Genomic DNA, 25,676 nt, shown 5'->3' with positions numbered 1-25,676 from the left:
ATGGCCTTCTCCACGCAAGACAGCGATGAGGTGCTGAGCGAGATCAACGTGACACCGCTGGTGGACGTGATGCTGGTGCTGCTGGTGGTGTTCATTGTGACCGCGCCGCTGCTGACCAACGCCATTCCGATCAACCTGCCCAAGACCGAAGCCGTGGCGCCGGTCGAGCAGAAGGATCCGCTGGTGGTGAGCATCGATGGCGCCGGCAAGCTGTTTATCAACAAGGATGAAATCCAGCCCGATCTGCTGGAGTTCAACCTCAAGTCGGCCAAAGCCAAGGATCCGGAAGTACGTGTGCAATTGCAGGCGGATGACGGGGTGAATTACGGCGAAGTGGCGCGGGCGATGGCTTCGATTGAGCGAGCTGGCATTACCAAGCTTTCGGTGATTACTGCGCGCTGACAGATTCAAGTTTTTCCGGGGCCGTCTCCTTGGCAGGGTGCGGCCCTTTTTTTATCCTCGATGCGTGCCAATCCGCAAAAACCCTGTAGGAGCGAGCCTGCTCGCGATGGCGCGGGGTCGGTCAACGATCGGCGCCTGGCACTGCGCAATCGCGAGCAGGCTCACTCCTACAGTGGCGACTTCATATTCTTTATTGGTCTTAATAAATAGCTTCTTATTCCTTAACGAATATAAATCCACTCCCTATACTCGGTCAGTAACAGACACGCAGCAGGAGAGTTCCCCATGCGCAACGAATCAATTCGCTACCTGATTGTGCCGGGCTGGCAAGGATCGCCAGATGATCATTGGCAAAGCCACTGGCAGAACAGTTTGCCGAACAGCGCACGGGTGGAGCAGGCCGACTGGCTGACGCCGCGTCGTGAAGACTGGGTTGCCGCGCTGGCGGAGGCGATAGCCGCCGACAGCACACCGGTGATCCTGATTGCGCATAGCTTGGGCTGCATCACGGTTGCCCACTGGGCTGCTGCAGCGCCGGTGCAATTTTTGCGTCAGGTGCGTGGCGCGTTGCTGGTCGCTCCTGCGGATGTCGAGCGTCCGGCCTGCGCACCGGCCTTGCGCAATTTCGCACCGATTCCGACGGACCTGCTGCCATTTCCGAGTCAGGTCGTCAGCTCCGATAACGACAGCGCCGTCAGTGCCCCACGGGCCCTGGAGCTGGCGCGCAACTGGGGTGCCGAAGCGGGGATTCTGGCGGGTGCAGGGCACATCAATGTGAAGTCCGGCCACCAGCGCTGGGAACAAGGTTTTGCCTACCTGTATCGCCTGCAAAACCGCATGGAACATCACGCCCTGCGTCGCGCCTGATTTTTCTTTTTTAAACGCCCCCGTCCTTCGGCGGTTTTGGGCGGGAGTCTGCCATGAGTTTTGAAACCTTCGGTCAGCCGCTGCTGACCTTTCCCGACGCCGAAAAAAGCCCCCTGAGCATCCGCGCCAAGGCGTTGGTGTTTGTCGATCCACGTTCACGGCAATTGCGCCAGGAGCTTGAGCAATTGGCGCCGCGCTCGGTTTGCGTGCTGATTCGTGGCGAAACCGGGAGCGGCAAGGAGCTGCTGGCGCGCCATATCCATCGGGCCAGCGATCGGGGCGGGCTGTTCGTGTCGGTCAATTGCGGCGCTATCAGCCCGACCTACGCCGATGCCGAATTGTTCGGTTATGCAGCCGGCAGCTACACCGGTGCAGCGAGCAGCCGAGCGGGCTGGTTTGGTTCAGCCAATGGCGGCACCTTGTATCTGGACGAAATCGGCGACTTGCCGTTGCCAATTCAAATCAAACTGCTCGCGGCCCTGGAGAATCACGAGGTCACCCGGGTGGGCGCGCATCAGCCGAGCCCGGTGGATGTACGGCTGGTGGCGGCAACCAGCATCGACCTGGCGCAGGCAGTGGCAGCCGGCAAATTCCACGAACGCTTATATCACTACCTCAGCGAAGGCCAGTTGGAGCTGCCGGCGTTGCGTGAACGGGTGGGCGATATTCTGTCGTTGTCCGAGTATTTCCTCGGCATCTACAGCCAGCGTCTGGACCTGCCCGTGCCGCTGATCAGCGAGGCCGCGCAACAGGTGCTGGAGCACCATAGCTGGCCGGGTAATACCCGGGAGCTGGAAAACGTCATTCACTTTGCGCTGCTGGTGAGCACGGGAGACGAGATTCTGCCGGAGCATTTAAATCTGCCGCAGGTGCCGAGTGCGCTTGAGCTGATTGAGCAGCAGCTCAAACTCTTACTGGAGAAGGGGTCCAATGCCGACAAGGCGGCGCTGCAACTACTACTTGAGCAAGGTGGGCTTTTGTAGGAGCTGCCGGAGGCTGCGATCTCTTGATGTTGTAGGAGGCTCTGATAGAGCCGAGATCAACAGATCGCAGCCTTCGGCAGCTCCTACAGTAGATGTGGGGGAGGTCGTGTATGAACAAAATGGAATATCAAAGTGAATAAAAGATATTGTTCCGGAATAAAAAATCCCGGTATTGTCCGCGTCACGCCAGCGATAGCACTTCACTGGCACTCGTACTCTTAGCCGTCGTCGATGACGACCGCGATTTTCGATAAGGACACTGCATGAAAAAGGTTCTGTTGTTCACCGCATTGGCGGCTGCCCTGACTGCGGGCCTGGCCCAGGCTGGCGAGAAACTGGTGGTTGCGGCGACCCCGATTCCACACGCCGAGATTCTGGAATTGATCAAGCCAACCCTCGCCAAAGAAGGCGTGGACCTGGAAATCAAAGTCTTCACCGACTACGTTCAACCCAACGTACAGGTCGATCAGAAGCGTCTGGACGCCAACTACTTCCAGACCCTGCCGTACCTGAACAGCTTCAACGAAGGCAAAGGCACTAACCTGGTGACCGTGATCGGCGTACACGTCGAACCGTTCGGTGGTTACTCGAAGAAAGTCAAAAGCCTGGCTGAGCTGAAAGACGGCGCGACCATCGCTATCCCGAACGAAGGCAGCAACAGCGGCCGTGCCCTGATCCTGCTGCAGAAAGCCGGCCTGATCGAGTTGAAAGACCCGAAAAACGCCCTGGCTACCCCGAAAGACATCGCCAAGAACCCGCACAACTTCAAGTTCAAGGAACTCGAATCGGCCATGCTGCCGCGTGTTCTGGATCAGGTCGACCTCGACATGATCAACACCAACTACGCGCTGGAAGCCGGCCTGAACCCGGCTAAAGATGCACTGGTCATCGAAGGTGCCGATTCGCCTTACGTGAACTTCCTGGTGGCCCGTCCGGACAACAAGGACAGCGCAGCCATCCAGAAACTGGCCAAGGCGTTGACCAGCCCGGAAGTGAAGGCGTTCATCGAGAAGAAATACAGCGGCGCGGTACTGCCTGCGTTCTGATCGATCGTCCTGCGGTTGAAAACGCCGACGGCTGTAAAGCGTCGGCGTTTTTTTTGTGCCTGGCATCCTGATAGGTGCCAGCGCCTGGACTCAGGCGTTGCGGTATATTTGACGCCCATCAGAGGCGCCCTTGGAACCCTGTTCTAAGCTCACAGTCGTATCGACATTCGCACGCCCGTACAACGCAAAGGAGTCTGCATGGCTGGTCCCGGATTGAAACTGGTGGTTGGGTTGAGCCTTTTGGCTTTGCTGACTGCCTGCGGTGACAAAAAACCGGTCGAGAAGGACCGTCCACGGGTATTTGTGCAGGAGGTGAAACCGGCGGATTACGCGGCCACGGTAACCCTCACGGGGGATGTCCAGGCACGGGTGCAGACCGAACTTTCGTTCCGGGTCGGCGGCAAGATCATCCAGCGCATGGTCGATGTCGGTGACCGTGTCACGGCCAGGCAGGTGTTGGCCAAGCTGGACCCCAAGGACTTGCAGACCAACGTCGACTCGGCGCAGGCCCAGGTGACCGCTGAACAGGCGCGGGTCAAACAGACTGCTGCGGCGTTCGTGCGCCAGCAAAAACTCCTGCCCAAGGGCTACACCAGCCAGAGCGAATTCGATTCCGCCCAGGCCGCGTTGCGCAGCAGCCAAAGTGCATTGACGGCTGCCCAGGCGCAACTGGCCAATGCCCGTGAACAGTTGAGGTACACCTCGTTGATCGCTGACGCACCAGGCGTGATTACCGCGCGCCAGGCTGAAGTCGGCCAGGTGGTGCAGGCCACGGTGCCGATTTTCAGCTTGGCCCGGGACGGCGAGCGCGATGCGGTGTTCAACGTCTATGAATCGCTGCTGACCGAAGCCCCGGAAGACAAAACGGTGGTCGTCAGCCTGCTCGACAACCCGTCGATCAAGACCACCGGCACCGTGCGCGAAGTCACCCCGGCAGTCTCGGCGCAAACCGGCACCGTACAGGTCAAGGTCACCCTTCATGGTTTGCCAGAGGGCATGCAACTCGGTTCGGTGGTGAGCGCCACAGCCAAGACCCCGGGCAAGTCGGCCGTGGTCCTGCCGTGGTCGGCGCTGACCAAAAACATCAGCGAGCCTGCCGTGTGGCGAGTGGACGAAGAGGGCAAGGCGCAGTTGCATACGGTCACCGTCGGCCGTTACCTGACCGGCAAAGTCATCGTCAGCGCCGGCTTGAATGCGGGCGACAAAGTCATCATCGCCGGCGGTCAATTGCTGCACCCTGGGGTGAAAGTGGAAATCGCCGAGAACACTTATAAGGATCTTGAAGTGGGGAACCAGCCATGAAGCGCCTGTTGCTGGTTTTAGCTGGGGTCGTGCTGACCGCCTGCTCGGAGAAAGAACCGCCACCGGAGCCGGTACGTCCGGTGCTGTCGATCAAGGTGCTGGCGCTCAATGAAGAAAACCTCGGGCGCTTCGCTGGCAGTATCCAGGCGCGCTATGAGACCAACGTCGGTTTCCGCGTGCCCGGGCGCATTGCCAGCCGTAATGTCGATGTCGGCGCCGAAGTCGAGAAGGGCGCCTTGCTCGCCACCCTCGACCCCACGGATCAGCAGAACCAGTTGCGGGCTGCCCAGGGCGACCTGGCGAAGATCCAGGCGCAGTTGATCAATGCCCAGGCCAATGCCCGACGGCAGCAGGAGCTGTTCAATCGCGGGGTCGGTGCGCAAGCTCAACTGGACATCGCCCAGACTGATCTGAAGACCACCCAGGCGTCACTTGATCAAGCCAAGGCTGCCGTCGACCAGGCCAAGGACCAGCTCGGCTATGTCGAGCTGCGCACCGACCACAAGGCCATCGTCACCGCGTGGAATGCTGAAGCCGGCCAGGTCGTCACAGCCGGTCAGCAAGTGGTGACCCTGGCGCAGCCGGACATCAAGGAAGCGGTGATCGATCTGCCGGACACCTTGGTCGAGCAGCTGCCCAAGGACGCGGTGTTTCAGGTCGCCGCGCAGCTGGACCCGAGAGTCACCACCACCGCCATCGTTCGCGAAATCGAGCCCCAGGCACAGAGCGCCACTCGCACCCGACGCGCGCGCCTGACCCTGACCGACTCGCCACCGGGCTTTCGCCTGGGCACGGCCATCAGTGTGACCATCAGCTCGGCGATCAAACCGCGTATCGAATTGCCGGTCAGTGTGTTGCATGAGGTCGATGGCAAGTCGCAGATCTGGGTGATCGATGAACAAACCCAAACCGTTTCCCCGCGAGAAGTTCATCTCATCAGCCGCACTGACAGCAGCGTGGTGCTGGCCGATGGCGTGAAGTCTGGCGAACGCGTGGTCAGTGCCGGCGTGAATAGCCTGAAACCTGGGCAAAAAGTGAAAATCGACGAGGAAAGCCCACAATGAAAGGGAGTTTCAATTTATCCGAATGGGCCCTCAAGCATCAGTCGTTTGTCTGGTACCTGATGTTCGTCGCGCTGCTGATGGGCGTGTTCTCGTACATGAACCTGGGCCGCGAGGAAGACCCCTCGTTCACCATCAAGACCATGGTCATCCAGACCAATTGGCCGGGCGCGACCCAAGAGGAAACCCTCAAGCAGGTCACTGACCGCATCGAGAAAAAACTCGAGGAGCTCGACTCCCTCGACTACGTGAAAAGCTACACCAGGCCCGGTGAGTCCACGGTGTTCGTCTACCTGCGCGACACCACCAGTGCCAAGGACATTCCGGAAATCTGGTACCAGGTGCGCAAGAAGATCAATGACATCCGCGGGGATTTTCCGCGGGGTATTCAAGGGCCGGGGTTCAACGACGAGTTCGGTGACGTGTTCGGTTCGGTCTACGCCTTCACCGCAGATGGATTGTCGCTGCGCCAGTTGCGCGACTACGTCGAACAGGTCCGCGCGCAGATCCGCGATGTACCGGGGCTGGGCAAGGTCGAGATGGTTGGCGAGCAGGATGAAGTGCTCTACCTGAACTTCTCCACGCGCAAACTCGCGGCGCTGGGCATCGATCAGAGCCAGGTGGTACAGAGCCTGCAATCACAGAACGCGGTAACTCCTGCAGGTGTGATCGAAGCGGGGCCTGAGCGTATCTCGGTACGCACTTCCGGCCAGTTCGCTTCGGAAAAAGACCTGGCTGACGTCAATCTCAAACTCAATGATCGTTTCTATCGCCTGGCCGACGTCGCCGAAATCAGCCGCGGTTATGTAGACCCGGCAACCCCGGAATTCCGCTTCAATGGCCAGACGGCCATCGGCCTGGCCATCGCCATGAAGAAGGGCGGCAACATCCAGGAGTTTGGTAAGGCCCTGCATCAGCGCATGGAAGAGCTCACCGCCGACCTGCCGGTGGGCGTGGGCGTGCACAGTGTTTCCGACCAGGCTGAAGTGGTGGAAAAAGCGGTCGGCGGCTTCACCAGCGCGTTGTTCGAGGCGGTGGTGATCGTGCTGATCGTCAGCTTCATCAGCCTCGGCGTGCGTGCCGGCCTGGTGGTGGCGTGCTCGATTCCGCTGGTGCTGGCGATGGTCTTTGTGTTCATGGAGTACAGCGGCATCACCATGCAGCGGATCTCCCTTGGCGCCTTGATCATCGCGCTCGGCCTGCTGGTGGACGACGCAATGATCACGGTGGAGATGATGGTCACGCGCCTGGAAATGGGCGAAACCAAGGAACAGGCGGCGACGTTCGCCTACACCTCGACGGCCTTCCCAATGCTCACCGGTACGCTGGTGACCGTGGCCGGTTTTGTGCCAATCGGCCTCAACGCCAGCTCGGCGGGTGAGTACACCTTCACCCTGTTTGCGGTGATTGCAGTGGCGATGCTGGTGTCATGGGTGGTGGCCGTACTGTTTGCCCCGGTGATTGGCGTGCATATTCTCAGTGCCAATGTGAAGCCGCACAATGCCGAACCCGGGCGCATCGGGCGGGCGTTCAACGGCGGCATGTTGTGGGCGATGCGCAATCGCTGGTGGGCGATTGGCATCACCATCGCGCTGTTCGTGGCTTCGGTGTTCTCGATGCAGTTCGTGCAGAACCAGTTCTTCCCGTCCTCGGACCGTCCGGAAATTCTGGTCGACCTGAACCTGCCGCAGAACGCCTCCATTGCCGAAACCCGCAAGGCGGTGAACAAGCTTGAAGAAACACTCAAGGGCGATCCGGACATCGTGCGCTGGAGCACTTACATCGGCGAAGGGGCGATCCGTTTCTACCTGCCCCTCGACCAGCAATTGCAGAACCCGTACTACGCGCAATTGGTCATCGTCAGCAAGGGCCTGGAATCCCGTGAAGCCTTGAGCCAACGCTTGCGTGAACGTCTGCGCAAGGATTTCGTCGGCATTGGCAGTTACGTGCAGGCCCTGGAAATGGGCCCGCCGGTCGGGCGTCCGATCCAGTACCGGGTCAGCGGCAAGGACATCGATCAAGTGCGCAAACACGCGATCGCGCTGGCGACCGAGCTGGACAAGAACTCGCACATCGGCGAGATCATTTACGATTGGAACGAGCCGGGTAAGGTCCTGCGCATCGACATCGCCCAGGACAAGGCGCGGCAGCTGGGGCTGTCCTCGGAAGACGTGGCCAACCTGATGAACAGCATTGTGGTGGGCGCCCCCGTGACTCAGGTGGATGACGATATCTATCTGATCAACGTGGTGGGGCGCGCAGTGGACGCCGAACGCGGCACGCCGGAGACCCTGCAGAACCTGCAGATCGTCACCCCAAGCGGTACGTCGATTCCGCTGCTGTCGTTCGCTACCGTGCAGTACGAGCTTGAGCAGCCGCTGGTCTGGCGCCGTGACCGCAAGCCGACGATTACCATCAAGGCGGCGGTGCGTGACGAAATTCAGCCGACTGACCTGGTCAAGCAACTGAAGCCGGCCATTGAACAATTTGCTTCGACGTTGCCGGTCGGCTACAAGGTCGCAACCGGCGGTACTGTCGAGGAGAGCGGTAAGGCCCAGGGCCCTATCGCCAAGGTCGTGCCGCTGATGTTGTTCCTGATGGCGACGTTCCTGATGATTCAACTGCACAGCGTGCAGAAGCTGTTCCTGGTCGCCAGTGTCGCGCCGCTCGGATTGATCGGCGTGGTGCTGGCGCTGATCCCGACCGGCACGCCGATGGGCTTTGTGGCGATTCTGGGGATTCTCGCGCTGATCGGTATCATCATCCGCAACTCGGTGATCCTGGTGACGCAGATCGAAGCGTTCGAGAAGGACGGCTACTCGCCTTGGGATTCGGTGGTGCAAGCCACGGAACACCGGCGCCGGCCGATTCTGCTGACGGCGGCGGCGGCGAGCCTGGGGATGATCCCGATCGCCCGGGAAGTGTTCTGGGGGCCGATGGCCTACGCGATGATCGGCGGGATCATCATCGCCACATTGCTGACGCTGCTGTTTTTGCCGGCGCTGTATGTGGCCTGGTACAAGATTCGCGAGCCGAAACCAGAAGCGCAATAAAGCGAGCTGGCTCACTCCTACAGTTGCCCGGCGGACACGGTCCCCTGTAGGAGTGAGCCTGCTCGCGATGGGGCCCTGTCAGACTAAACCGGCTTACGCCAAACACTAGCCAACCATGGCTGCTGCTCCCGCGGCAGCCCTGCCGGCCGGTAGTAATGCTCCAGCTCCACAAACCCCGCCTCGGTCAGCAATTGCTGCCACGCCTGCAAGTCGTGATACGCCCCATACCGCGGCCCGTTCCAACCTTCCTGATTCTCACCACGAGGATTGGAGCTGAACAACACGCCTCCCGGCTTCAACGTACTGTGCAACTCTTTCAGCACCCGAGGTAGTTCCTGGCGCGGGATATGAAACAGCACCGCATTGGCAAAAATCCCGTCGAAGCGCTCGGCCGGCAGATCCAGCTTCAGAAAGTCCTGTTGCCAGACCTCACAGCCGCTGTCTGCGCGCGCCATCTGCGCAAATTTCTCAGAGCCATCGAGGCCGACTGCCATGTGCCCCATGCGGGTGAACGTCTGCAAATCACGACCCGGACCACAGCCAAAATCGAGAACGTCGAACGGCGCGGCGCCCTGGATGTGCCGCAGCAATGCGTCGATATTCTGGCTGACATCATGATCACGAGTCCCCTCGCGAAACCCCTCGGCCACCGAGTTGTAATGGCCCAGGGTGGTGGAGGTGATTTTTTCCAGGTCGTCGGGGGTCTGTTTCATGGTGGGCTGCGCGGGCAATGGGGATGCGCCGAATATACGCCATCGCGAGCACGGTCAGTGTAGGAGTGAGCCTGCTCGCGATGGCGGTCTCAAGGACAACCCATTAGGGGCCGGCGCAGGCTACGATCTCTTGATCCTGTTTCAGCGCTTGTTCAAGCCCCGTGCCAGGCGATCGCCACCCAGTTGGATAATCGCCACCAACACCACCAGCAATACAATCACCGTCAACATGATCTGGCTATCGAATCGCTGATAGCCGTACCGGTAGGCAATGTCGCCCAACCCACCCGCACCAATCGCGCCAGCCATCGCCGAGGAGTTGATCATGGTGACCAGGGTGATGGTGAACCCGCCAACAATCCCCGGCAGCGCTTCAGGCAGCAGCACATGCCAGACGATGTGCCAACGCCGGCAACCCATCGCTTGCGCTGCTTCAATCAGCCCGTGATCTACCTCGCGCAGGCTGACCTCGGCAATCCGCGCAAAGAATGGTGTAGCGGCAATCGTCAGGGGCACCACGGCTGCCCAGACGCCGTAGGTGGTGCCGACGATCAGTCGAGTGAACGGAATCAATGCCACCATCAGGATCAAAAATGGAATCGAGCGGAACAGGTTCACGAACGCACCCAATGCGCGGTTCAGCGCCGGTGCTTGGTAGATGCCGCCCTTGGCGCTGGTGACCAGGATCACCGCCAACGGAATGCCCGCCAGCAACGCGATCAACGACGACACGCCCACCATCAGGAAGGTATCGATAAAGCCTTGCAGCAAGCGATCAAACCACATAACCAAGCACCTCTACCTGTTGCGCCCATTGTCCGGCGCGTTGGCGTAATTCCTTTGCACCTAGCGTCGAGCCTGACACCGCCAGCAGCAGTTGCCCGAGGGCATGCCCCTGAATCCGTTCCACGCCACCTTGCAGCAGGCGCACGCGACCGCCGAGGGCGCTGAACAGCGCCGCCAGGTCAGGCTCGTCAGTGGTACTGCCAGTGAATTGCAGGCGTAGCACCACCGCCGCATCCACTGACTGTGGCTGCGTCTGCAAACGGCTCTGCAATTCCTGCGGCAACGCGTGTTGCAGGGGGGCGAGCAAGGTTTTGCTGACTTCGTGCTGTGGGTTGCCGAAGACTTCCCACACGGGGCCCTGTTCAACGATGCGTCCGTGCTCCAGCACCACCACTCGGTCGCAGATATCGCGGATCACCGCCATCTCGTGGGTGATCAGCACGATGGTCAGGCCCAGGCGCTGATTGATCTCGCGCAGCAGGCCGAGGATGGATTGCGTGGTCTCCGGGTCAAGTGCCGAAGTGGCCTCGTCGCACAGCAGGATTTGCGGGTCGTGCACCAGCGCCCGGGCGATGCCCACGCGTTGTTTTTGCCCGCCGGACAACTGCGCCGGGTAGGACTTGTGCTTGCCTTCCAGGCCGACCAGCTCCAGCAATTCGCGGACCTTCTGCTCGCGTTTTTCCTTGGGCACCCCGGCGACTTTCAGCGGCAGTTCAACGTTCTGCCACACGGTCTTGGCCGACATCAGGTTGAAGTGCTGGAAGATCATGCCGATGCGCCGGCGCAGCGTTACCAGGCGGTCTTCGTCGTACTCGCCGATGTCCACTTGATCGATCAGCACCCTTCCACTGCTTGGTTGTTCAAGGCGATTGATGGTGCGGATCAGCGACGACTTGCCAGCGCCGCTACGGCCGATGATGCCGAACACTTCGCCGCGCTGGATCGCCAGGTCGATGCCGTGCAGGGCGGCGACCGGACCCTGCTGGCCGTTGTAGGTTTTGCCCAGGCCAACGAAGCGCACATGGGCGCGGTTGAGGTCCGGGTGCAGCTCGGTTTGGTGCGCATTACGTTGCTCTGGAATATCCAGTCGCAGTTGGCTGGCTGCGGTCATTATCAGCTTTCCCAGCCAGCTTGATAGAGCTTGCCGTGGGCTTTATCCAGAGCTGCGCGAACGGCGGGCGAGTGCTGGTAAATGTCGACGAACTTGATCAGGCGCGGGTCGGTCTTGCTCTTTGGCTGGATCACGAACTGGATCACGTATTCCTTGTGATCGAGGCCGTCGAACAGCAAGGCGGAGCCGGCATCGAAGGTCTTGGACAGGCGGATGTAGGCCGGGTAGCCCTGCACCAGATCGGCGTCATCGTAAGCGCGTACCAACTGCACCGCCTCGACCTGCAGAATCTTGATGTTCTTCGGATTGGCGACGATGTCTTCTTCGGTAGCTTTGTAGCCGACGCCCTGTTTGAGGGTGATCAGGCCGGCTTTGGCCAGCAGTTGCAGGCCGCGACCGCTGTTGATTGGGTCGTTGGCGATAGCGACGGTGGCGCCTTCCGGCAGCTCATCGAAGCTTTTGTATTTTTTCGAGTACAGACCAACGTTGTTGATGATCCCCGGGGCGAATGGCACCAGGTCAAAACCTGCGGCGGTCTTGGCGTTTTCCAGGAACGGGATGTGTTGGAAGTAGTTCACGTCGATGTCGCCGGCGGCGAGGCTAACGTTGGGGGCGATCCAGTCGCTGAACTCGACCAGTTCGACTTTCAGGCCTTGTTTGTTGGCTTCTTCTACTGCGGCTTCCAGGGGAATGGCGAAGGCGGCGGTGGTGCCGACTTTCAGCGGTGCTTCAGCGGCGAAGGTCACCGAGCTGAACAGGCCGAGGGCTAGGGCCAGTGCTTTGACTGGGTGAGAGAGTGTTTTCTTGGTCATGATGGTTTTTCCAGTCAGGGCATTGAATTCAGGTTGTCAGGTAGGGCCTCATCGCGAGCCGGCTCGCGATGCTTTTAGCGTCGGAACTCGGAGCCGATGTGTTGCTCAGGCAAATGCGCCTGCGCGTGAAACAGCTTTTCCCGCAGGCTGCCGTCGTCATACGCGGTCTTGTACGACCCACGCCGCTGCAACTCCGGAATCACCAGGTCGATGAAATCCACGTAGCTTTCCGGCGTGACAATGCGCGTGAGGTTGAAGCCATCGAGCCCGGTCTCGGCGATCCAGGATTCCAGTTCATCCGCAACCTCCGCAGGCGAACCCACCACTGTGATGTAGCGGCCACCCAGGGCGTGTTGCTCGAGCAATTTGCGTCGGGTCCAGTCGTTGTTTTGCAGGTTTTTGGTCGCCGACTGGATGGCGTTGCTCTTCACGTACTGGATCGGCTCATCGAGCTCGTAATCGGAAAAATCGATGCCCGTGGAGGCCGAAAAATGCGCGACGCCAGCTTCGGCACTGGCATAGCTCAGGTACTCGGCGTGCTTGGCCCAGGCCAGTTCCGATGTCTCGCTAACGATCACGTTCAGGCCCATGAACACCTTGATATCCTCGGGATTGCGCCCCGCCTCGACCGCGCTGGCGCGGACTTTGTCCACCTGGGCCCTGGTCGACGGCTTGTTCTGCCCGCTGATGAATACGCACTCGGCGTGACGCCCGGCAAACAGCAAGCCGCGATCCGAACTGCCCGCCTGGAACAGTACCGGGGTGCGCTGCGGTGACGGTTCGCAGAGGTGATAGCCCTCGACCTGATAGAACTCGCCCTTGTGCTCGACCTTGTGCACTTTGTCGGGCTGCGCATAGATGCGCTGCTCGGGATCGTTGACCACCGCACCGTTTTCCCAGCTGCCTTCCCAGAGTTTGTAGAGCACTTGCAGGTACTCATCAGCCTGGTCATAGCGGCGGTCGTGCTCGACCTGTTCGCTCAAACCCATGGCCTTGGCGGCACTGTCCAGGTAGCCGGTGACGATGTTCCAGCCGACCCGGCCGCGGCTCAGGTGGTCGAGCGTCGACATGCGCCGGGCGAACAGGTACGGCGGCTCATATGTCAGGTTGGCTGTCAGGCCGAAGCCAAGATTGCGGGTGACGGCGGCCATGGCTGAAACCAGCAGCAATGGATCGTTGACCGGCAACTGGATCGACTCTTTGAGGGACACGTCTACCGAGTTCTGGTAGACGTCATACACGCCGACGATGTCGGCGATGAACAAACCATCAAACAGTCCGCGCTCTAGCAGCTGCGCCAGTTCGGTCCAGTATTCAATGGTTTTGTATTGGGTCGAGTTGTCCCGTGGATGGGTCCACAGGCCATGATTGATGTGCCCGATGCAGTTCATGTTGAACGCATTGAGCAGGATTTTCTTTTTGCCGACGGTCATCAGATGGTCCCCCGCAGTGGCGGGTTTTCATTGTTGAGGTAGTAATTGCCCACGGCGTGATATTTCCAGCGCACCGGGTCGTGCAGGGTGTGTACCCGCGCGTTGCGCCAGTGGCGATCCAGACCATGTTCGATCAGGGTCGCCTGGCTGCCGGCCAATTCGAATAGCGTGCTGCCCGCCGCGAGGGAAATTTCGGTGCTGATGGCGCGGGCTTCGGCGACGGCGATGGACGCTGCGGCGACGGTCTCGGCGTTGCTGTCGGCCTGGGCCTTGTCGAGATATTCGCCAGCGCGTTCCAGCAGTGCTTCGGTCGCATGCAGGCGGATGCTCAAGTGGCCGAAACTCTTGAGGGTCAGCGGGTCGTCAGTGGCTTTTTCGTGGGTGGCGTCAATCCACGGCCGGGTCTTGGTGCGCACGAAGTGCAGCGCATCTTCATAGGCGGCACGGGCGATGCCGGTGTCGATGGCGGCGTGGAGAATCTGTGCCAGGGGGCCGACCGTTGTTGGTCGTTCGAAAGCGCTTTGAAACGGGATCACGTCCTCGGCTGCGACAAACACATCCTCAAATACCACCGAGCCGCTGCCGGTAGTGCGCTGGCCAAAGCCGCTCCAGTCGTCGATTACCGTCAGGCCTTTACTGTCACGCGGCACGAATGCCAGCTGCTGAACTCCGTGCTCATCTACCACCGAAGTGGGGATGCGCTGGGCATAGATCGCCCCGGTGGCGTAGAACTTGCGGCCATTGATGCGATAGCCGTCACCTTCCCGAGTCAGCCTGGTGACGCGGTCATGGGCGGTTTTAGTCCCCAGTTCGGCAAGTGCATTGCCGAAGCGCTGGCCGGCCAAGACTTCGGTGTACAGGCGTTTTTTCTGCTCGGCGCTGCCGTTCACCCGCAGTACTTCGAGGGCGTAGAAATGGTTCTGCGGAATTTGTCCGAGGGAGCCGTCTGCCTGTGCAATCAGGGCAATGACCTTGGCCAGCGTGACGTTGGAAACGCCGGCGCCGCCATACTCTTTCGGCACGCTGATGCCCCACAGGCCAGAGCGGGAAAACACTTCGAGTTCAGGGTGCGGTAAACGGCGTTCGCGGTCGCGCAGGGCGCTGTCGCGTTTGAAATCATCGGCCAGGTCACTAGCGACGACCAAGGCTTGCTCATCGCTGGTTAAGACCGCGACGTGGTGAGAAAGAGGCATGTGCTTCTCCAGAGATCTGGTCAAAAGTGTTCTGGTCGTCAAATCCAGGAGTGACGAGCCGGCAAGGTGCCGTTCAACTGGTAGGCGCCGACGGCGTGGTACTTCCAGCGCACCGGATCGTGCAGCGTGTGCACCCGGGCGTTACGCCAGTGACGGTCGAGATTGAATTCGGCGAGGGTGGCGCGGCTGCCGGCCAGCTCGAAGAGTTTTTCGCTGGCCTGCAGCGAGATCTCGGTGGTCAGCACCTTAGCTTCAGCCACGGCAATGGAGGCGCGGGCTGCGGATTCGGCAGTGAGCGGTGCGGCGCTGACCTGATCGAGGACTTTGCCGGCCTTGCGCAGCAGCGCTTCGGCGGCGTGCAGTTCGATTTTCAGCTTGCCGATGTCGGCGATTACATAGAGGTCGTCGCTGGCTCGCTCGACATTGGCGTCGATCCACGGCCGGGCGCGGGTTTTCACAAATTCGATGGCGTCGTCGATGGCGCCCCGGGCGATCCCGGCGTCAATTGCGGCCTGGATCAGCTGCGAGACGGCGCCCTGGATATTGGGCTTGTCGTTGATCTTCCAGTTGTCCACCACCAGTTCTGCTTCAACCTGCACGTTGTTCAGCAGGATGGTGCCGCTGGCGGTGGTGCGCTGGCCGAAACCCGACCAGTCGTCGACGATGCGCAAACCCGGGGTGCCACGACGGACGAAGGCCAGCACCTGCTTGCCGTCGTCGTTAAGCGCCTTGACCGCGACCCAATGGGCGAACAGTGCGCCTGTGGAATAGAATTTTTGCCCATTGATGACGAAATCGTCGCCGTTGGGGGTTATTCGCGCCTTGAGTTCGAGGGTGTTTTTGGTGCCGCGTTCGGGGCCGGCGTTACCGATTCGCCAGCCTTCGAGCACGTTTGCGAACAGCTGTTTTTTCTGCGCTTGGGTGGCGCTACCCAGCAGCAGGTGAAGGATGCCGAACTGGTTCTGCGGGATCTGACCCAATGCCGGATCGGCCGCAGAAATGATTGCGAACACCTCGGCCAGGGTCACGAACGAAACCTGTGGGCCGCCGTACTCGCGGGGAATCGAAATACTGCCCAGGCCGCTGCGGGTGAACTGTTCGATTTCCGACCAGGGCAACTTGCGCTGCTGGTCACGCCGGGCCGCTTGCAGTCGCGCAGATTGCGCGAGTTCATGGGCGGCCTTGATGGCTTGCGCATCGTTGCGCAAGACCTGTGCTGGCAATACCAAGGGGGCGATGGCGATGTCCAGATCACTCTGGACTAGTGCATCTGCCAGACTGGACATCAGCGCCACTCCTTGGCTGCACGCAATGCCCTGGCGTTCTGCACTGGGGTGATTGTGTTCCGGACCATACCTACCTCACATCTTCATGGAAACGCCGCGAGAAATGGCGACGATTGAAATCAAGAATGTCCGGTGGTCCGGTGCATATACCGTAAACGTGTATAAATAATAAATAAACTAACTTTTAGGAATATGCATAGAAGGTATGTCTGAATCTCAATTCACGCGTAAGCGTTTTGGTTTGAGCTTGATGCAGGTTTTGCCACAGCCGATTTTCAGCCTGCGCGGCGGTGCCCACCGGGAGTTGTTGCCCAGGCGGTCGAGCACGCAATAGGTGACCTCCAGGCGCAGGTCTTCTCCGGCTTCCTCGATGATCGCTGGGGGTACCCAGACCTGGATGGGCTGGCCGATATCCGTGCAGTCGAGTCTGGGCAGGTCCATGCGCACATCACCCCAACGCAGGGTGATTTCGTCGTCAACGGCCATGTTCAGATAGGGCTCGATGGTCAGGGGAACGCCACGCTTGATCTGGCTGGTATTAACGCCCTTGCGGCAAATGGTCTCGGGGATCTGCACGGGTGCCAGGTTCTGATTTTCATCACCGCACAGAGGTGGGGGTTGTCCTCCGGGACAGTCGAGTTTGACCTGTACCTGCTCGACGGCTGACAAAACCGGCTCCACGCCGATTTGCATCAGGCGGTAATGCACACTTGAGGTGCCATTGACGATAAAGCTCTCCGGTACGCGCAGGCTGACAGGGGTACCGAGCTCATCAGCGCCCAAGGTTCTGGAAGCCACGAAGCACTCATCCCAATACAGCTCGATCAGGTCACCCTCGCTCATGCCGGGATAAGGCGCTATATCCATCATCAGGTGAGCCGCCAGGTGAATGTTGATACCGCCCTTGTGGGATTGCGCCGGCGTAGGCGCTGTCAGTCCAGATATGTTCGAGATGCTTTTCATGGGTTCTCCTTGGAGTTTTGCAGCGAAGTCCGTTTCTGAAACATAAAGAACGCGAATGTTCGAGCAGCAAAACCGTTCATTAATTTTGAATTCAACTAATGATTGAACGTGATAAGTGCCGTCGAGCGAGCGCTAGATAAAAGTTCGGGCGATTAACTGTCAATAGAGCAAATTGGCCAATCGCGTTATCGAAGGCTATTCAGAAATATCCTACGTTTGGCAGGCGTTAAGCTGCACGGCTTAGTCGAACATCACTACGCGTTGAGTGCGTGTTCACTGGTCACGCTTCGTTGAGGTATCGTCCAGCAGACTCGGGGCGATGAGAAGATTACAGGCGCAGGATATTTCGCCACAGCCCATAGATATGTACCGCGCGCGGGCACAAACGAGTTGCTTTAGAGGTGGCGGAGATTAAATGAGTTATTTGTTGCGGGAGGAGTACTTCCGTCCTTGGAAGTTAAAGAATGTTGCAGAGAGTTAGGCGTGGGCGTTGTTCAGAAACTTGCTGAGGAATTGTTTGGTTCGTTCTTCCTTAGGGTTGGCAAACAATGCTTTTGCCTCGCCTTGTTCCACGATCACGCCCTTATCGAAAAACACTACGCGGTTGGCGACATCCCGGGCGAATCCCATTTCATGAGTGACGATGACCATCGTACGTTTCTCCTCGGCCAGGCCGCGGATGGTCGCCAATACTTCACCCACCAACTCCGGGTCCAGCGCTGAAGTCGGTTCATCGAACAGGATCACTTCCGGTTCCATCGCCAACGCCCGGGCAATTGCCACTCGCTGTTGCTGACCACCGGAGAGGCGCCTTGGGTAGGCGTCTTCCTTGCCGGCCAGGCCAACCTTGGCCAGAAGCTTCTTGCCCAGGGCAACAGCATCGGCGTGGGGAATTTTTTTCACCACGATTGGCCCTTCGATGACATTTTCCAGGGCGGTGCGATGGGGGAACAGGTTGAAGTTCTGAAACACGAAACCCACGTGCTGGCGCAGACGACGCACCAGGCTTTGCTGCTGGTTCAGGGGGCGACTGCCATCGATTTCGATGTCGCCAACCTTGATTCGGCCGCTGGTAGGTTCTTCCAGAAAATTCAGGCAGCGCAGGAAGGTGGTCTTGCCCGAACCGCTAGGCCCTATGATCGCTACCACCTCGCCGGCCTGCACTTGCAGGTCGATGCCATTTAGCACCACTTGACCCTTGAACTGCTTTGTCAGTTTTTCCACGACAATCATTGGGTCAGGTCTCCTGGTCGTGCCGATTGACCCGCTCTTCCAACTTGTTCTGCAGGTGCGACAGCACCGTGGCCAGAATCCAGTAGATCAGCGCGGCGGCAAGATACATGGTGAAGATTTCGAAGGTGCGAGCGGTGATCAGCTGCGCTTGGCGGAACAGTTCCGGCACCTGGATAGTGGCTGCCAGGGCAGTGTCCTTGACCAGCGAAATGAAGCTGTTCCCCAGTGGTGGCAGAGCCGTACGCATCGCTTGCGGCAAAATGGCCCGGCGCAGGGTTTGCGCGCGGGTCATGCCGATACTCGCGGCGGCTTCCCATTGGCCGCGTTCGATGGAACTGATCGCGGCACGCAGGATTTCGCAGGCGTAGGCGGCCATGTTCAGCGAGAAGCCGATCAGGGCCGCTGGCAGCGGGTCAAGTTCGATACCCAATTGCGGCAGGCCGTAATAGATCACGAACAGCTGCACCAGCAACGGCGTGCCGCGAAAGAACGACACGTAGATGCGGGCGATCCAGCTCACCAGCTTGAAGCGTGACAAACGCATCAACGCCAGGCCAAAGCCCATCAGCAGGCCGAAGAACATGCCCCCCAGGCTCAAGATTACCGTGTAGTACGCGCCCTTGAGCAGGAAGGGCGCGGAATCCAGCGCGAGTTGGAAAGCCTCTTCCATTATTTAGTGACGTCAGCGTTGAAATATTTTTCCGAAAGCTTGGTCAGCGTACCGTCGGCACGCAGCTTGTCGATCGCCTTGTTCACTGCAGCCAGCAGTTCAGGCTCGCCTTTGCGCAGGGCGATACCAGCTTCCTGACGGGAGAACGCTTCGCCGGCAGCAGTGGTGTCCTTGGCCTTTTTCGCGTATTCCAGCGCAGCCAGGCGGTCGATCAGGATGGCGTCGATACGACCCACTCGCAGGTCTTGGAACTTGGTCGGGTCATCTTCGTAAGTGCGCACGTCGGCGCCCGGTACGTTGGCTTTTACCCATTGCTCGTAGTTGGTACCGAGGCCAACCCCGACTTTCTTGCCGGCCAAGTCATTAGCGGTCTTGATGGTGTCTTTGTTCTTGGTCAGGACCAGCGCCTGAATCCCGGAAACGGTGTAGGGCTCGGAGAAGTCGTACTTTTTCTTGCGCTCTTCGGAAATGGTCACCTGGTTGATCACAGCGTCCAGGCGCTTGGATTCCAGGGCCGCAAGGATGCCGTCCCATTTGGTCGGCTGCAGTTTCACTTTCACGCCCAGCTCTTTGGCCAGGGCTTCGGAGAATTCAACTTCGAAGCCGGCCAGTTTGCCGTCAGCGTCGACGAAACTGAAGGGTGGGTAAGTGCCTTCCAGGCCGACGTTGATCACGCCAGCGTCCTTGATTTTTTGCAGCTGCTCACCGGCAACGGCTTGGCCGATCAGGCCGGCGCTCAGCGCCAGGCCCAGCGAACCTACCAGCAGATTTCGACGTAGTGCGGAAAAATTCATGACAAGCCCCTGTGGTTTCTTATGGGAAGACGCTTTAGGAAAGTTGGCAAATTCGGGATTGAAGCCACTGCAATATGCTGCAATGAAGCAGCATATGCGTTTTGTGACAAATTCGCCTGCGGCGCGACTATATGATGATGTTAATAGATAAGAAAATAATAAATATCGATTTTCTTATTCTTTTTGGATATATGAGATTAAGTAGGGCTTACAGAAAATCTTTGTAGGCAAACAACGCCGGCGCGCCGCCGGTATGCAGGAACACTAGCGGCCCTTCATCAAAACGCTGACGGCCTATCCCGTCGAGCATGCCCGCCATGGCCTTACCGGTGTAAACCGGGTCCAGCAACAAGCCTTCCTGGCTCGCCAACAGTTTCACTGCCGACAAAGTCCCGGCGTTAGGCTCGCCATAACGCGGGCCGAAATACTCGTCCCACAATTGCACGTTGAAAGCTGCCGGCAGGCTCACGCCCAAGAGCTCGGCCGTTCGCTCAGCCAGGCCCTGTACCTTCGGGCGCTGATCTTCATCGCTGCGCGATACGGTCACGCCGATCACAGGCAGATCCGGCAGTGCTTCGCTCAAGGCCAGGGCCAGGCCGCTGTGGGTTCCGGCACTGCCGGAGGCAAGCACTACAGCGGCGAAGGTCAGGCCGGTGTCCTTGATTTGCTCGGCCAACTCGAGGCCGGCGCGCACGTAGCCCAATGCGCCCAAAGCGTTTGAACCGCCGATGGGCACCACGTAAGGGTTCTTGCCGTTGTTGCGCAGACGATCAGCCAGGGCCTGCAATTGTTCGTCGGCGTTGTCGAGGTTCTCCACCAATTCAACCTTGGTGTCGAACAGGTCCAGCAACAGGCGATTGCCGTTGCCGAGGTAATTGCTGTCCTCAGTGCCCAGGGGATTTTCCAGCAGGGCGACGCAACCCAGGCCCAGTTTGGCTGCCAGGGCCGCGGTCTGGCGCACATGATTGGATTGCAATGCCCCAGCGGTAATGAGGGTGTCGGCGCCTTGGGCCAGGGCATCGGCCGCCAGGTATTCAAGCTTGCGCAACTTGTTGCCGCCCATGGCCAGCGGTGTCAGGTCATCGCGCTTGACGTATACGTCTCGGCCCAGCCAGGTCGAAAGGCGTTCGAGTTTTTCCAGGGGAGTCGGATGGCTGAGCAGATCGAGGCGGTCAAAACGGGCGAGCTGTTGTTTAATCATGATTCCGTACTGGCGGAGGAAGGTGTCAGGACTATAGGCAGCGCCAAAACCTTGGGCAACCGTGAATCGCATATAGCTGAAAGTGCTGAGTACAGCACTATTGGTTCTTAATTCGACTTTGAGCCCTTGCCGTAAAGTATTTGCCGTCAGGTGGCCAGACAGTCCGGCTGCCCGTAAGGAGTTTCTACCGTGAGCGAGCGTTCCAGCCATTGGCAATTGCAATCCATCGTCAGCCAACTGCGTACAGCGCGTGATCAGTGGCGCACCCAGAATGGCCGCGTGAGTGGCGAGCAGGGTGGTCGCGAATTGCCTTCGCGGGCCGCCATGGCAGAGATTCTGGAAGCCCTTTGCGGGGCGCTGTTCCCGATGCGCCTGGGCCCGGTGGACCTGCGCGAGGAGAGCGAAGACTTTTACGTCGGCCATACCCTGGATGTTGCCCTGAACGCTTTGCTCGCCCAGGCGCGACTGGAATTGCGCTACGCCGCACGCCACAGTGCCCAGGCCGACACCGAGGTCGAAGCCCGGACTATCCAGATCATCCAGGATTTCGCCCTGGCTTTACCGGGCTTGCGCAGCTTGCTGGACACCGACGTGTTGGCGGCTTATCACGGCGACCCGGCAGCCCGTAGTGTTGATGAAGTGCTGCTGTGCTATCCCGGTATCCTGGCGGTGATCCACCATCGCCTGGCGCACCATCTGTATCGCGCGGGCTTGCCCTTGCTGGCGCGCATCAGCGCGGAAATCGCGCACTCGGCCACCGGCATCGATATCCACCCCGGCGCGCAGATTGGCCGCAGTTTCTTCATCGATCACGGGACAGGCGTGGTGATTGGCGAAACGGCCATCATCGGCGAGCGCGTGCGGATTTATCAGGCCGTGACCTTGGGCGCCAAGCGGTTCCCGGCGGATGAGGACGGCCAGTTGCAAAAGGGCCATGCCCGGCATCCGATTGTCGAGGATGACGTGGTGATTTATGCCGGTGCGACGATCCTGGGGCGGATTACCATCGGTAAAGGTTCGACCATTGGCGGCAATGTCTGGCTGACTCGCAGTGTACCGGCGGGGTGCAACCTGACGCAGGCGAATCTGCAACATGATGATGGGACGCAGAAGTAAGTTTCAGGTCTGAGTTGGCTGATCTGACGCCATCGCGAGCAGGCTCACTCCTACAGGGCATGGATGTCGGCCCCCACATTTGTGACCGACATTTTTCTCTGTAGGAGTGAGCCTGCTCGCGATGCTCTTCAAGCCTCTCCCCGATAACGGCATTTCAGCCAACTCCGCACTGAACCAATCGATCAAATCCCACCTCATACCCTTCCTTGAGCTAGCGTACAGACAGTACCGCCGAGCCTTGCGATTAGTCCTTAGCGCCCTATCCATGTTTAACTTGAACGCTCATTCAAGTTAAACCTTGGTTCGCTGCCCGCTCACAACAGGAGGCTTGCCTTTGCTGAGTCTGATTTTCACTGCCCTACCCGCAACGCTCGAGGTGCACGTTTCATGAGTGCATCGTCCCTTCCTCCAAGCGGCCAGGTCCGCATGAATCCGCCGGTGTTCTATTTCGCGGCGACGTTTATTCTGCTGTTCGGCATTGTGGTTATCGCCATGCCCGAGCAGGCCGGTGCCTGGCTTCTGGAAGCGCAAAACTGGGCGGCCAATACGGTCGGCTGGTATTACATGCTCGCGATGACCCTGTATCTGGTCTTCGTGGTGGTCACCGCCTTGTCCGGCTACGGCAAGATCAAGCTCGGTGCCGACCACGACGAACCCGAATTCAGTTACCTGTCCTGGGCCGGCATGCTATTCGCCGCCGGGATCAGCATCACGCTGTTCTTCTTTTGTGTGTCCGAACCGCTGACCCACTTGGCGCAACCGCCCCAAGGGGAAGCGGGCACGGCGGATGCGGCACGTCAGGCAATGCAGATTCTTTTTCTGCACTGGGGCCTGCACGGCTGGGGCGTATTCGCCTTCGTCGGCATGGCGCTGGCCTACTTTGCCTACCGGCATAACCTGCCGCTGGCCTTGCGTTCGGCGCTGTACCCTTTGATTGGCAAGCGGATCAATGGCCCGATCGGCTACGCGGTGGACGGCTTCGGCATCATCGCCACGGTCTTCGGCCTGGGTGCCGACATGGGCTTTGGGGTCTTGCACCTCAACTCGGGCCTCGACTATCTGTTCGGCATCGCTCATACCCAATGGATTCAGGTGGGCTTGATCACCCTGATGATGGGCGCAGCGATCATTGTCGCAGTGTCCGGCGTCGACAAGGGCGTGCGGGTGATGTCCGACATCAACATGCTGCTGGCCTGCGCGCTGCTGCTGTTTGTGTTGTTCGCCGGCCCGACCCAGCACTTGCTCAATACGCTGATCCAGAACATCGGCGACTACCTCGGCGCCTTGCCGATGAAGAGTTTTGACCTGTACGCCTATGATAAACCCAGCGACTGGCTGGGTGGCTGGACGGTGTTCTACTGGGCCTGGTGGATTGCATGGTCGCCGTTCGTAGGACTGTTCATCGCACGGATTTCCCGAGGTCGAACCATCCGCGAGTTCGTCTTCGGCGTGTTGCTGATCCCGCTGGGTTTCACCCTGGCGTGGATGTCGATCTTCGGTAACAGCGCGATTGACCAGGTGCTCAACCACGGCATGAGTGCACTCGGCATGTCTGCCATCGATAACCCCTCGATGACGTTGTACCTGCTGCTGGAAACCTATCCGTGGAGCAAGACGGTGATCGCCGTCACTGTGTTCATCAGCTTCGTATTCTTCGTCACTTCTGCCGACTCCGGCACAGTGGTGCTATCGACGCTGTCGGCCAAGGGGGGCAATCCTGATGAGGATGGCCCGAAATGGCTGCGAGTGTTCTGGGGCGCGATGACTGCGCTGGTGACCAGTGCGCTGCTGTTCTCCGGCAGTATCGATGCGCTGAAGTCTGCGGTAGTACTCACCTCGTTGCCGTTTTCGCTGATTCTGCTGTTGATGATGTGGGGCCTGCACAAGGCGTTTTACCTGGAGTCGCAGAAACAGATCGCGCAGATGCACTCCTTGGCCCCGGTCTCCGGTTCACGCCGTGGTGGTTGGCGTCAGCGCCTTAGCCAAGCGGTGCATTTCCCGTCGCGAGATGAGGTTTATCGCTTCCTCGAAACGACGGTGCGTCCGGCGATTGAAGAAGTGACGGCGGTGTTTGTCGAGAAGGGCTTAAATGTGGTCACTCAGCCCGACCCGGCGAATGACAGCGTCAGCCTGGAGATCGGTCATGGCGAGCAGCATCCATTCATCTATCAGGTGCAGATGCGCGGTTACTTCACGCCGTCCTTTGCTCGAGGTGGCATGGGGTCCAAGCAGCTGAACAATCGCCGCTATTATCGGGCCGAGGTGCATCTGAGCGAGGGTAGCCAGGACTACGATCTGGTCGGCTACACCAAGGAACAGATCATCAACGACATCCTCGACCAGTACGAGCGGCATATGCAGTTTCTGCATTTGGTGCGTTGATTGGCCGAGGTGGGATTCACCCCTCAAAGTGCGGTTGGCTTTGAGGGCCTCATCGCGAGCAGGCTTTGCTCCTACAACCAACGAGAGAGGATTCGATGACTTATACCGCTGCCGAAAACCGCTACGACTCCATCCCTTACCGCCGCGTAGGCCGCAGCGGCCTGGTGCTGCCAGCGCTGTCACTGGGGCTGTGGCACAACTTTGGCGATAGCACGCCGATCGACACCCAGCGCGCGTTGTTGCGCACGGCATTCGACCTCGGCATCAACCATTTTGACCTGGCGAACAACTACGGCCCGCCTTACGGCAGTGCGGAAATCAACTTCGGTCGTTTGCTGCGTGAAGATTTCAAGCAGTATCGCGATGAGCTGATCATTTCCAGCAAGGCTGGTTGGGATATGTGGCCCGGTCCTTACGGCCAGGGCGGCGGGTCGCGCAAGTACGTGCTGGCCAGTCTTGACCAGAGCCTGCAGCGCCTGGGACTGGACTACGTCGACATCTTCTACTCCCACCGCTTCGACCCGGACACTCCGCTGGAAGAAACCGCCAGCGCGCTGGCCACGGCGGTGCAGCAAGGCAAGGCGCTGTACATCGGGATTTCGTCATATTCGGGGGTCAAAACCCGCGAAATGGCTGCGCTTTTGAAGGAATGGAAAGTGCCGCTGCTGATCCATCAACCGGCCTATAACCTGCTTAATCGTTGGGTTGAAAAGGATCTGCTGGATGTCACCGATGAGCTCGGTACCGGCGTGATTGCGTTCACCCCTCTGGCCCAGGGCCTGTTGACCGACAAGTACCTCAACGGCATTCCGCAAGATGCCCGGGTCAATCGTCCGGGTGGTGGTTCTTTGCAGGCGTCACACCTGTCCGAAGCCAACATTGCGCATGTGCGGGCGCTGAACGAAATTGCCCAGCGCCGCGGGCAGAGCCTCGCCCAGTTGGCGCTGGCCTGGACGCTGCGTGATCCCCGGGTGACTTCGGCGCTGATCGGTGCGAGCCGGCCGGAGCAGATTGTCGAGAACGTCGGGGCGTTGCAGAATTTGAGCTTCAGTGCAGAGGAGCTGGCGGAGATTGACCGGTTTGCCCAAGAGGGCGGGATTAATCTTTGGGAGAAGCCTTCGACGGCTGAGTAGGCAGTCGAGGCTCGATGTCGGCGCGACCTCATCGCGAGCAGGCTCACTCCTACAGGGATCTGTGTATTCCCAGATCCTTTTGGGAATGACACAGATCCCTGTAGGAGTGAGCCTGCTCGCGATGGGGCCATCAAAT

The 25,676-nt window shown here is 59.4% G+C and carries 22 protein-coding genes; 10 read left to right on the top strand and 12 right to left on the bottom strand.

The features are described from left to right. The 7 genes from ORL50_RS26325 to ORL50_RS26295 all read left to right on the top strand — a co-directional run bounded on the left by ORL50_RS26325 (position 1) and on the right by ORL50_RS26295 (position 8,714). Positions 1–402, top strand: coding sequence for an ExbD/TolR family protein (locus tag ORL50_RS26325; RefSeq protein WP_003220570.1), 402 nt, complete (start codon positions 1–3; stop codon positions 400–402). A gap of 285 nt (positions 403–687) precedes the next feature. Next, the gene (locus tag ORL50_RS26320; protein WP_053160698.1) at positions 688–1,269 is read left to right on the top strand and encodes an alpha/beta hydrolase; all 582 of its coding nucleotides are present in this window, start codon (positions 688–690) and stop codon (positions 1,267–1,269) included. 53 nt (positions 1,270–1,322) lie between these two features. Then, positions 1,323–2,252, top strand: coding sequence for a sigma 54-interacting transcriptional regulator (locus tag ORL50_RS26315; protein WP_266019340.1), 930 nt, complete (start codon positions 1,323–1,325; stop codon positions 2,250–2,252). A 263-nt stretch (positions 2,253–2,515) separates the two neighbouring features. Then, positions 2,516–3,298: a MetQ/NlpA family ABC transporter substrate-binding protein gene (locus ORL50_RS26310; protein WP_266019338.1), complete on the top strand. Its 783-nt coding sequence runs from the start codon at positions 2,516–2,518 to the stop codon at positions 3,296–3,298. Between the two features lie 198 nt (positions 3,299–3,496). Continuing rightward, on the top strand, positions 3,497–4,600 hold the full coding sequence (locus tag ORL50_RS26305) for an efflux RND transporter periplasmic adaptor subunit (RefSeq protein WP_266019336.1): 1,104 nt from the start codon (positions 3,497–3,499) through the stop codon (positions 4,598–4,600). Further along, on the top strand, positions 4,597–5,664 hold the full coding sequence (locus ORL50_RS26300) for an efflux RND transporter periplasmic adaptor subunit (RefSeq protein ID WP_266019334.1): 1,068 nt from the start codon (positions 4,597–4,599) through the stop codon (positions 5,662–5,664). Before ORL50_RS26305 ends, ORL50_RS26300 begins: the two co-directional genes overlap by 4 nt. Next, entirely contained in the window at positions 5,661–8,714 is a 3,054-nt protein-coding gene (locus ORL50_RS26295; protein WP_266019333.1) for an efflux RND transporter permease subunit, read from the top strand. The genes ORL50_RS26300 and ORL50_RS26295 overlap by 4 nt, the downstream gene beginning before the upstream one ends. A gap of 83 nt (positions 8,715–8,797) precedes the next feature. Here ORL50_RS26295 and ORL50_RS26290 read toward each other — a convergent pair whose 3' ends face one another. From ORL50_RS26290 to ORL50_RS26235, 12 genes are all read right to left on the bottom strand, one after another. Then, positions 8,798–9,427 carry a class I SAM-dependent methyltransferase gene (locus tag ORL50_RS26290; RefSeq protein ID WP_266019331.1) on the bottom strand — a complete coding sequence of 210 codons (630 nt, stop codon included), beginning with the start codon at positions 9,425–9,427 and terminating at the stop codon, positions 8,798–8,800. Positions 9,428–9,568: 141 nt separating this feature from the next. Beyond that, positions 9,569–10,213 (bottom strand): methionine ABC transporter permease, encoded by a 645-nt coding sequence (locus tag ORL50_RS26285; RefSeq protein ID WP_266019329.1) that lies wholly within the window; start codon positions 10,211–10,213, stop codon positions 9,569–9,571. After that, complete coding sequence (locus ORL50_RS26280; RefSeq protein ID WP_266019327.1) at positions 10,203–11,324, bottom strand: methionine ABC transporter ATP-binding protein; 1,122 nt, start codon at positions 11,322–11,324, stop codon at positions 10,203–10,205. The genes ORL50_RS26285 and ORL50_RS26280 overlap by 11 nt, the downstream gene beginning before the upstream one ends. 2 nt (positions 11,325–11,326) lie before the next feature. Next, positions 11,327–12,136: a MetQ/NlpA family ABC transporter substrate-binding protein gene (locus ORL50_RS26275; protein WP_266019325.1), complete on the bottom strand. Its 810-nt coding sequence runs from the start codon at positions 12,134–12,136 to the stop codon at positions 11,327–11,329. Positions 12,137–12,210: 74 nt separating this feature from the next. Continuing rightward, complete coding sequence (locus tag ORL50_RS26270) at positions 12,211–13,569, bottom strand: LLM class flavin-dependent oxidoreductase (RefSeq protein ID WP_266019323.1); 1,359 nt, start codon at positions 13,567–13,569, stop codon at positions 12,211–12,213. Then, positions 13,569–14,762, bottom strand: coding sequence for an SfnB family sulfur acquisition oxidoreductase (locus ORL50_RS26265; protein WP_266019321.1), 1,194 nt, complete (start codon positions 14,760–14,762; stop codon positions 13,569–13,571). Before ORL50_RS26265 ends, ORL50_RS26270 begins: the two co-directional genes overlap by 1 nt. Before the next feature lie 38 nt (positions 14,763–14,800). Next, positions 14,801–16,048, bottom strand: a complete 1,248-nt coding sequence (locus tag ORL50_RS26260; protein ID WP_266019319.1) for an SfnB family sulfur acquisition oxidoreductase — start codon at positions 16,046–16,048, stop codon at positions 14,801–14,803. Between the two features lie 216 nt (positions 16,049–16,264). Further along, positions 16,265–17,011: a hypothetical protein gene (locus ORL50_RS26255; RefSeq protein ID WP_266019318.1), complete on the bottom strand. Its 747-nt coding sequence runs from the start codon at positions 17,009–17,011 to the stop codon at positions 16,265–16,267. Between the two features lie 477 nt (positions 17,012–17,488). Further along, entirely contained in the window at positions 17,489–18,244 is a 756-nt protein-coding gene (gene tcyN / locus ORL50_RS26250) for an L-cystine ABC transporter ATP-binding protein TcyN (RefSeq protein WP_266019316.1), read from the bottom strand. A gap of 4 nt (positions 18,245–18,248) precedes the next feature. Next, positions 18,249–18,914: a cystine ABC transporter permease gene (gene tcyL, locus ORL50_RS26245; RefSeq protein ID WP_266019313.1), complete on the bottom strand. Its 666-nt coding sequence runs from the start codon at positions 18,912–18,914 to the stop codon at positions 18,249–18,251. Then, entirely contained in the window at positions 18,914–19,708 is a 795-nt protein-coding gene (gene tcyJ, locus ORL50_RS26240) for a cystine ABC transporter substrate-binding protein (RefSeq protein ID WP_266019311.1), read from the bottom strand. The genes tcyL and tcyJ overlap by 1 nt, the downstream gene beginning before the upstream one ends. 208 nt (positions 19,709–19,916) lie before the next feature. Continuing rightward, complete coding sequence (locus ORL50_RS26235; protein ID WP_266019309.1) at positions 19,917–20,909, bottom strand: D-cysteine desulfhydrase; 993 nt, start codon at positions 20,907–20,909, stop codon at positions 19,917–19,919. Between the two features lie 189 nt (positions 20,910–21,098). Between ORL50_RS26235 and epsC the strand changes: the two genes are divergently transcribed. The 3 genes from epsC to mgrA all read left to right on the top strand — a co-directional run bounded on the left by epsC (position 21,099) and on the right by mgrA (position 25,540). Then, positions 21,099–22,025: a serine O-acetyltransferase EpsC gene (gene epsC / locus ORL50_RS26230; RefSeq protein WP_266019307.1), complete on the top strand. Its 927-nt coding sequence runs from the start codon at positions 21,099–21,101 to the stop codon at positions 22,023–22,025. Between the two features lie 426 nt (positions 22,026–22,451). Further along, complete coding sequence (gene betT, locus ORL50_RS26225; RefSeq protein WP_266019393.1) at positions 22,452–24,407, top strand: choline transporter BetT; 1,956 nt, start codon at positions 22,452–22,454, stop codon at positions 24,405–24,407. Between the two features lie 95 nt (positions 24,408–24,502). Then, positions 24,503–25,540, top strand: a complete 1,038-nt coding sequence (mgrA, locus tag ORL50_RS26220; RefSeq protein ID WP_266019306.1) for an L-glyceraldehyde 3-phosphate reductase — start codon at positions 24,503–24,505, stop codon at positions 25,538–25,540. Positions 25,541–25,676 lie beyond the last annotated feature (136 nt).

Origin of the sequence: Pseudomonas sp. RIT-562 (genome assembly GCF_026241895.1) — a bacterium.
In the GTDB taxonomy this organism is placed as follows: Bacteria; Pseudomonadota; Gammaproteobacteria; order Pseudomonadales; family Pseudomonadaceae; genus Aquipseudomonas; species Aquipseudomonas mandelii_F.
This window is presented reverse-complemented; position numbering and strand designations above follow the sequence as displayed.

Excerpts from the sequence above, each read along its gene's own strand:
- ORL50_RS26325 (WP_003220570.1), top strand. The coding sequence starts at position 1 with ATGGCCTTCTCCACGCAAGACAGCGATGAGGTGCTGAGCGAGATCAAC.
- ORL50_RS26320 (WP_053160698.1), top strand. The coding sequence starts at position 688 with ATGCGCAACGAATCAATTCGCTACCTGATTGTGCCGGGCTGGCAAGGA.
- ORL50_RS26315 (WP_266019340.1), top strand. The coding sequence starts at position 1,323 with ATGAGTTTTGAAACCTTCGGTCAGCCGCTGCTGACCTTTCCCGACGCC.
- ORL50_RS26310 (WP_266019338.1), top strand. The coding sequence starts at position 2,516 with ATGAAAAAGGTTCTGTTGTTCACCGCATTGGCGGCTGCCCTGACTGCG.
- ORL50_RS26305 (WP_266019336.1), top strand. The coding sequence starts at position 3,497 with ATGGCTGGTCCCGGATTGAAACTGGTGGTTGGGTTGAGCCTTTTGGCT.
- ORL50_RS26300 (WP_266019334.1), top strand. The coding sequence starts at position 4,597 with ATGAAGCGCCTGTTGCTGGTTTTAGCTGGGGTCGTGCTGACCGCCTGC.
- ORL50_RS26295 (WP_266019333.1), top strand. The coding sequence starts at position 5,661 with ATGAAAGGGAGTTTCAATTTATCCGAATGGGCCCTCAAGCATCAGTCG.
- ORL50_RS26290 (WP_266019331.1), bottom strand. The coding sequence starts at position 9,427 with ATGAAACAGACCCCCGACGACCTGGAAAAAATCACCTCCACCACCCTG.
- ORL50_RS26285 (WP_266019329.1), bottom strand. The coding sequence starts at position 10,213 with ATGTGGTTTGATCGCTTGCTGCAAGGCTTTATCGATACCTTCCTGATG.
- ORL50_RS26280 (WP_266019327.1), bottom strand. The coding sequence starts at position 11,324 with ATGACCGCAGCCAGCCAACTGCGACTGGATATTCCAGAGCAACGTAAT.
- ORL50_RS26275 (WP_266019325.1), bottom strand. The coding sequence starts at position 12,136 with ATGACCAAGAAAACACTCTCTCACCCAGTCAAAGCACTGGCCCTAGCC.
- ORL50_RS26270 (WP_266019323.1), bottom strand. The coding sequence starts at position 13,569 with ATGACCGTCGGCAAAAAGAAAATCCTGCTCAATGCGTTCAACATGAAC.
- ORL50_RS26265 (WP_266019321.1), bottom strand. The coding sequence starts at position 14,762 with ATGCCTCTTTCTCACCACGTCGCGGTCTTAACCAGCGATGAGCAAGCC.
- ORL50_RS26260 (WP_266019319.1), bottom strand. The coding sequence starts at position 16,048 with ATGTCCAGTCTGGCAGATGCACTAGTCCAGAGTGATCTGGACATCGCC.
- ORL50_RS26255 (WP_266019318.1), bottom strand. The coding sequence starts at position 17,011 with ATGAAAAGCATCTCGAACATATCTGGACTGACAGCGCCTACGCCGGCG.
- tcyN (WP_266019316.1), bottom strand. The coding sequence starts at position 18,244 with ATGATTGTCGTGGAAAAACTGACAAAGCAGTTCAAGGGTCAAGTGGTG.
- tcyL (WP_266019313.1), bottom strand. The coding sequence starts at position 18,914 with ATGGAAGAGGCTTTCCAACTCGCGCTGGATTCCGCGCCCTTCCTGCTC.
- tcyJ (WP_266019311.1), bottom strand. The coding sequence starts at position 19,708 with ATGAATTTTTCCGCACTACGTCGAAATCTGCTGGTAGGTTCGCTGGGC.
- ORL50_RS26235 (WP_266019309.1), bottom strand. The coding sequence starts at position 20,909 with ATGATTAAACAACAGCTCGCCCGTTTTGACCGCCTCGATCTGCTCAGC.
- betT (WP_266019393.1), top strand. The coding sequence starts at position 22,452 with ATGAATCCGCCGGTGTTCTATTTCGCGGCGACGTTTATTCTGCTGTTC.
- mgrA (WP_266019306.1), top strand. The coding sequence starts at position 24,503 with ATGACTTATACCGCTGCCGAAAACCGCTACGACTCCATCCCTTACCGC.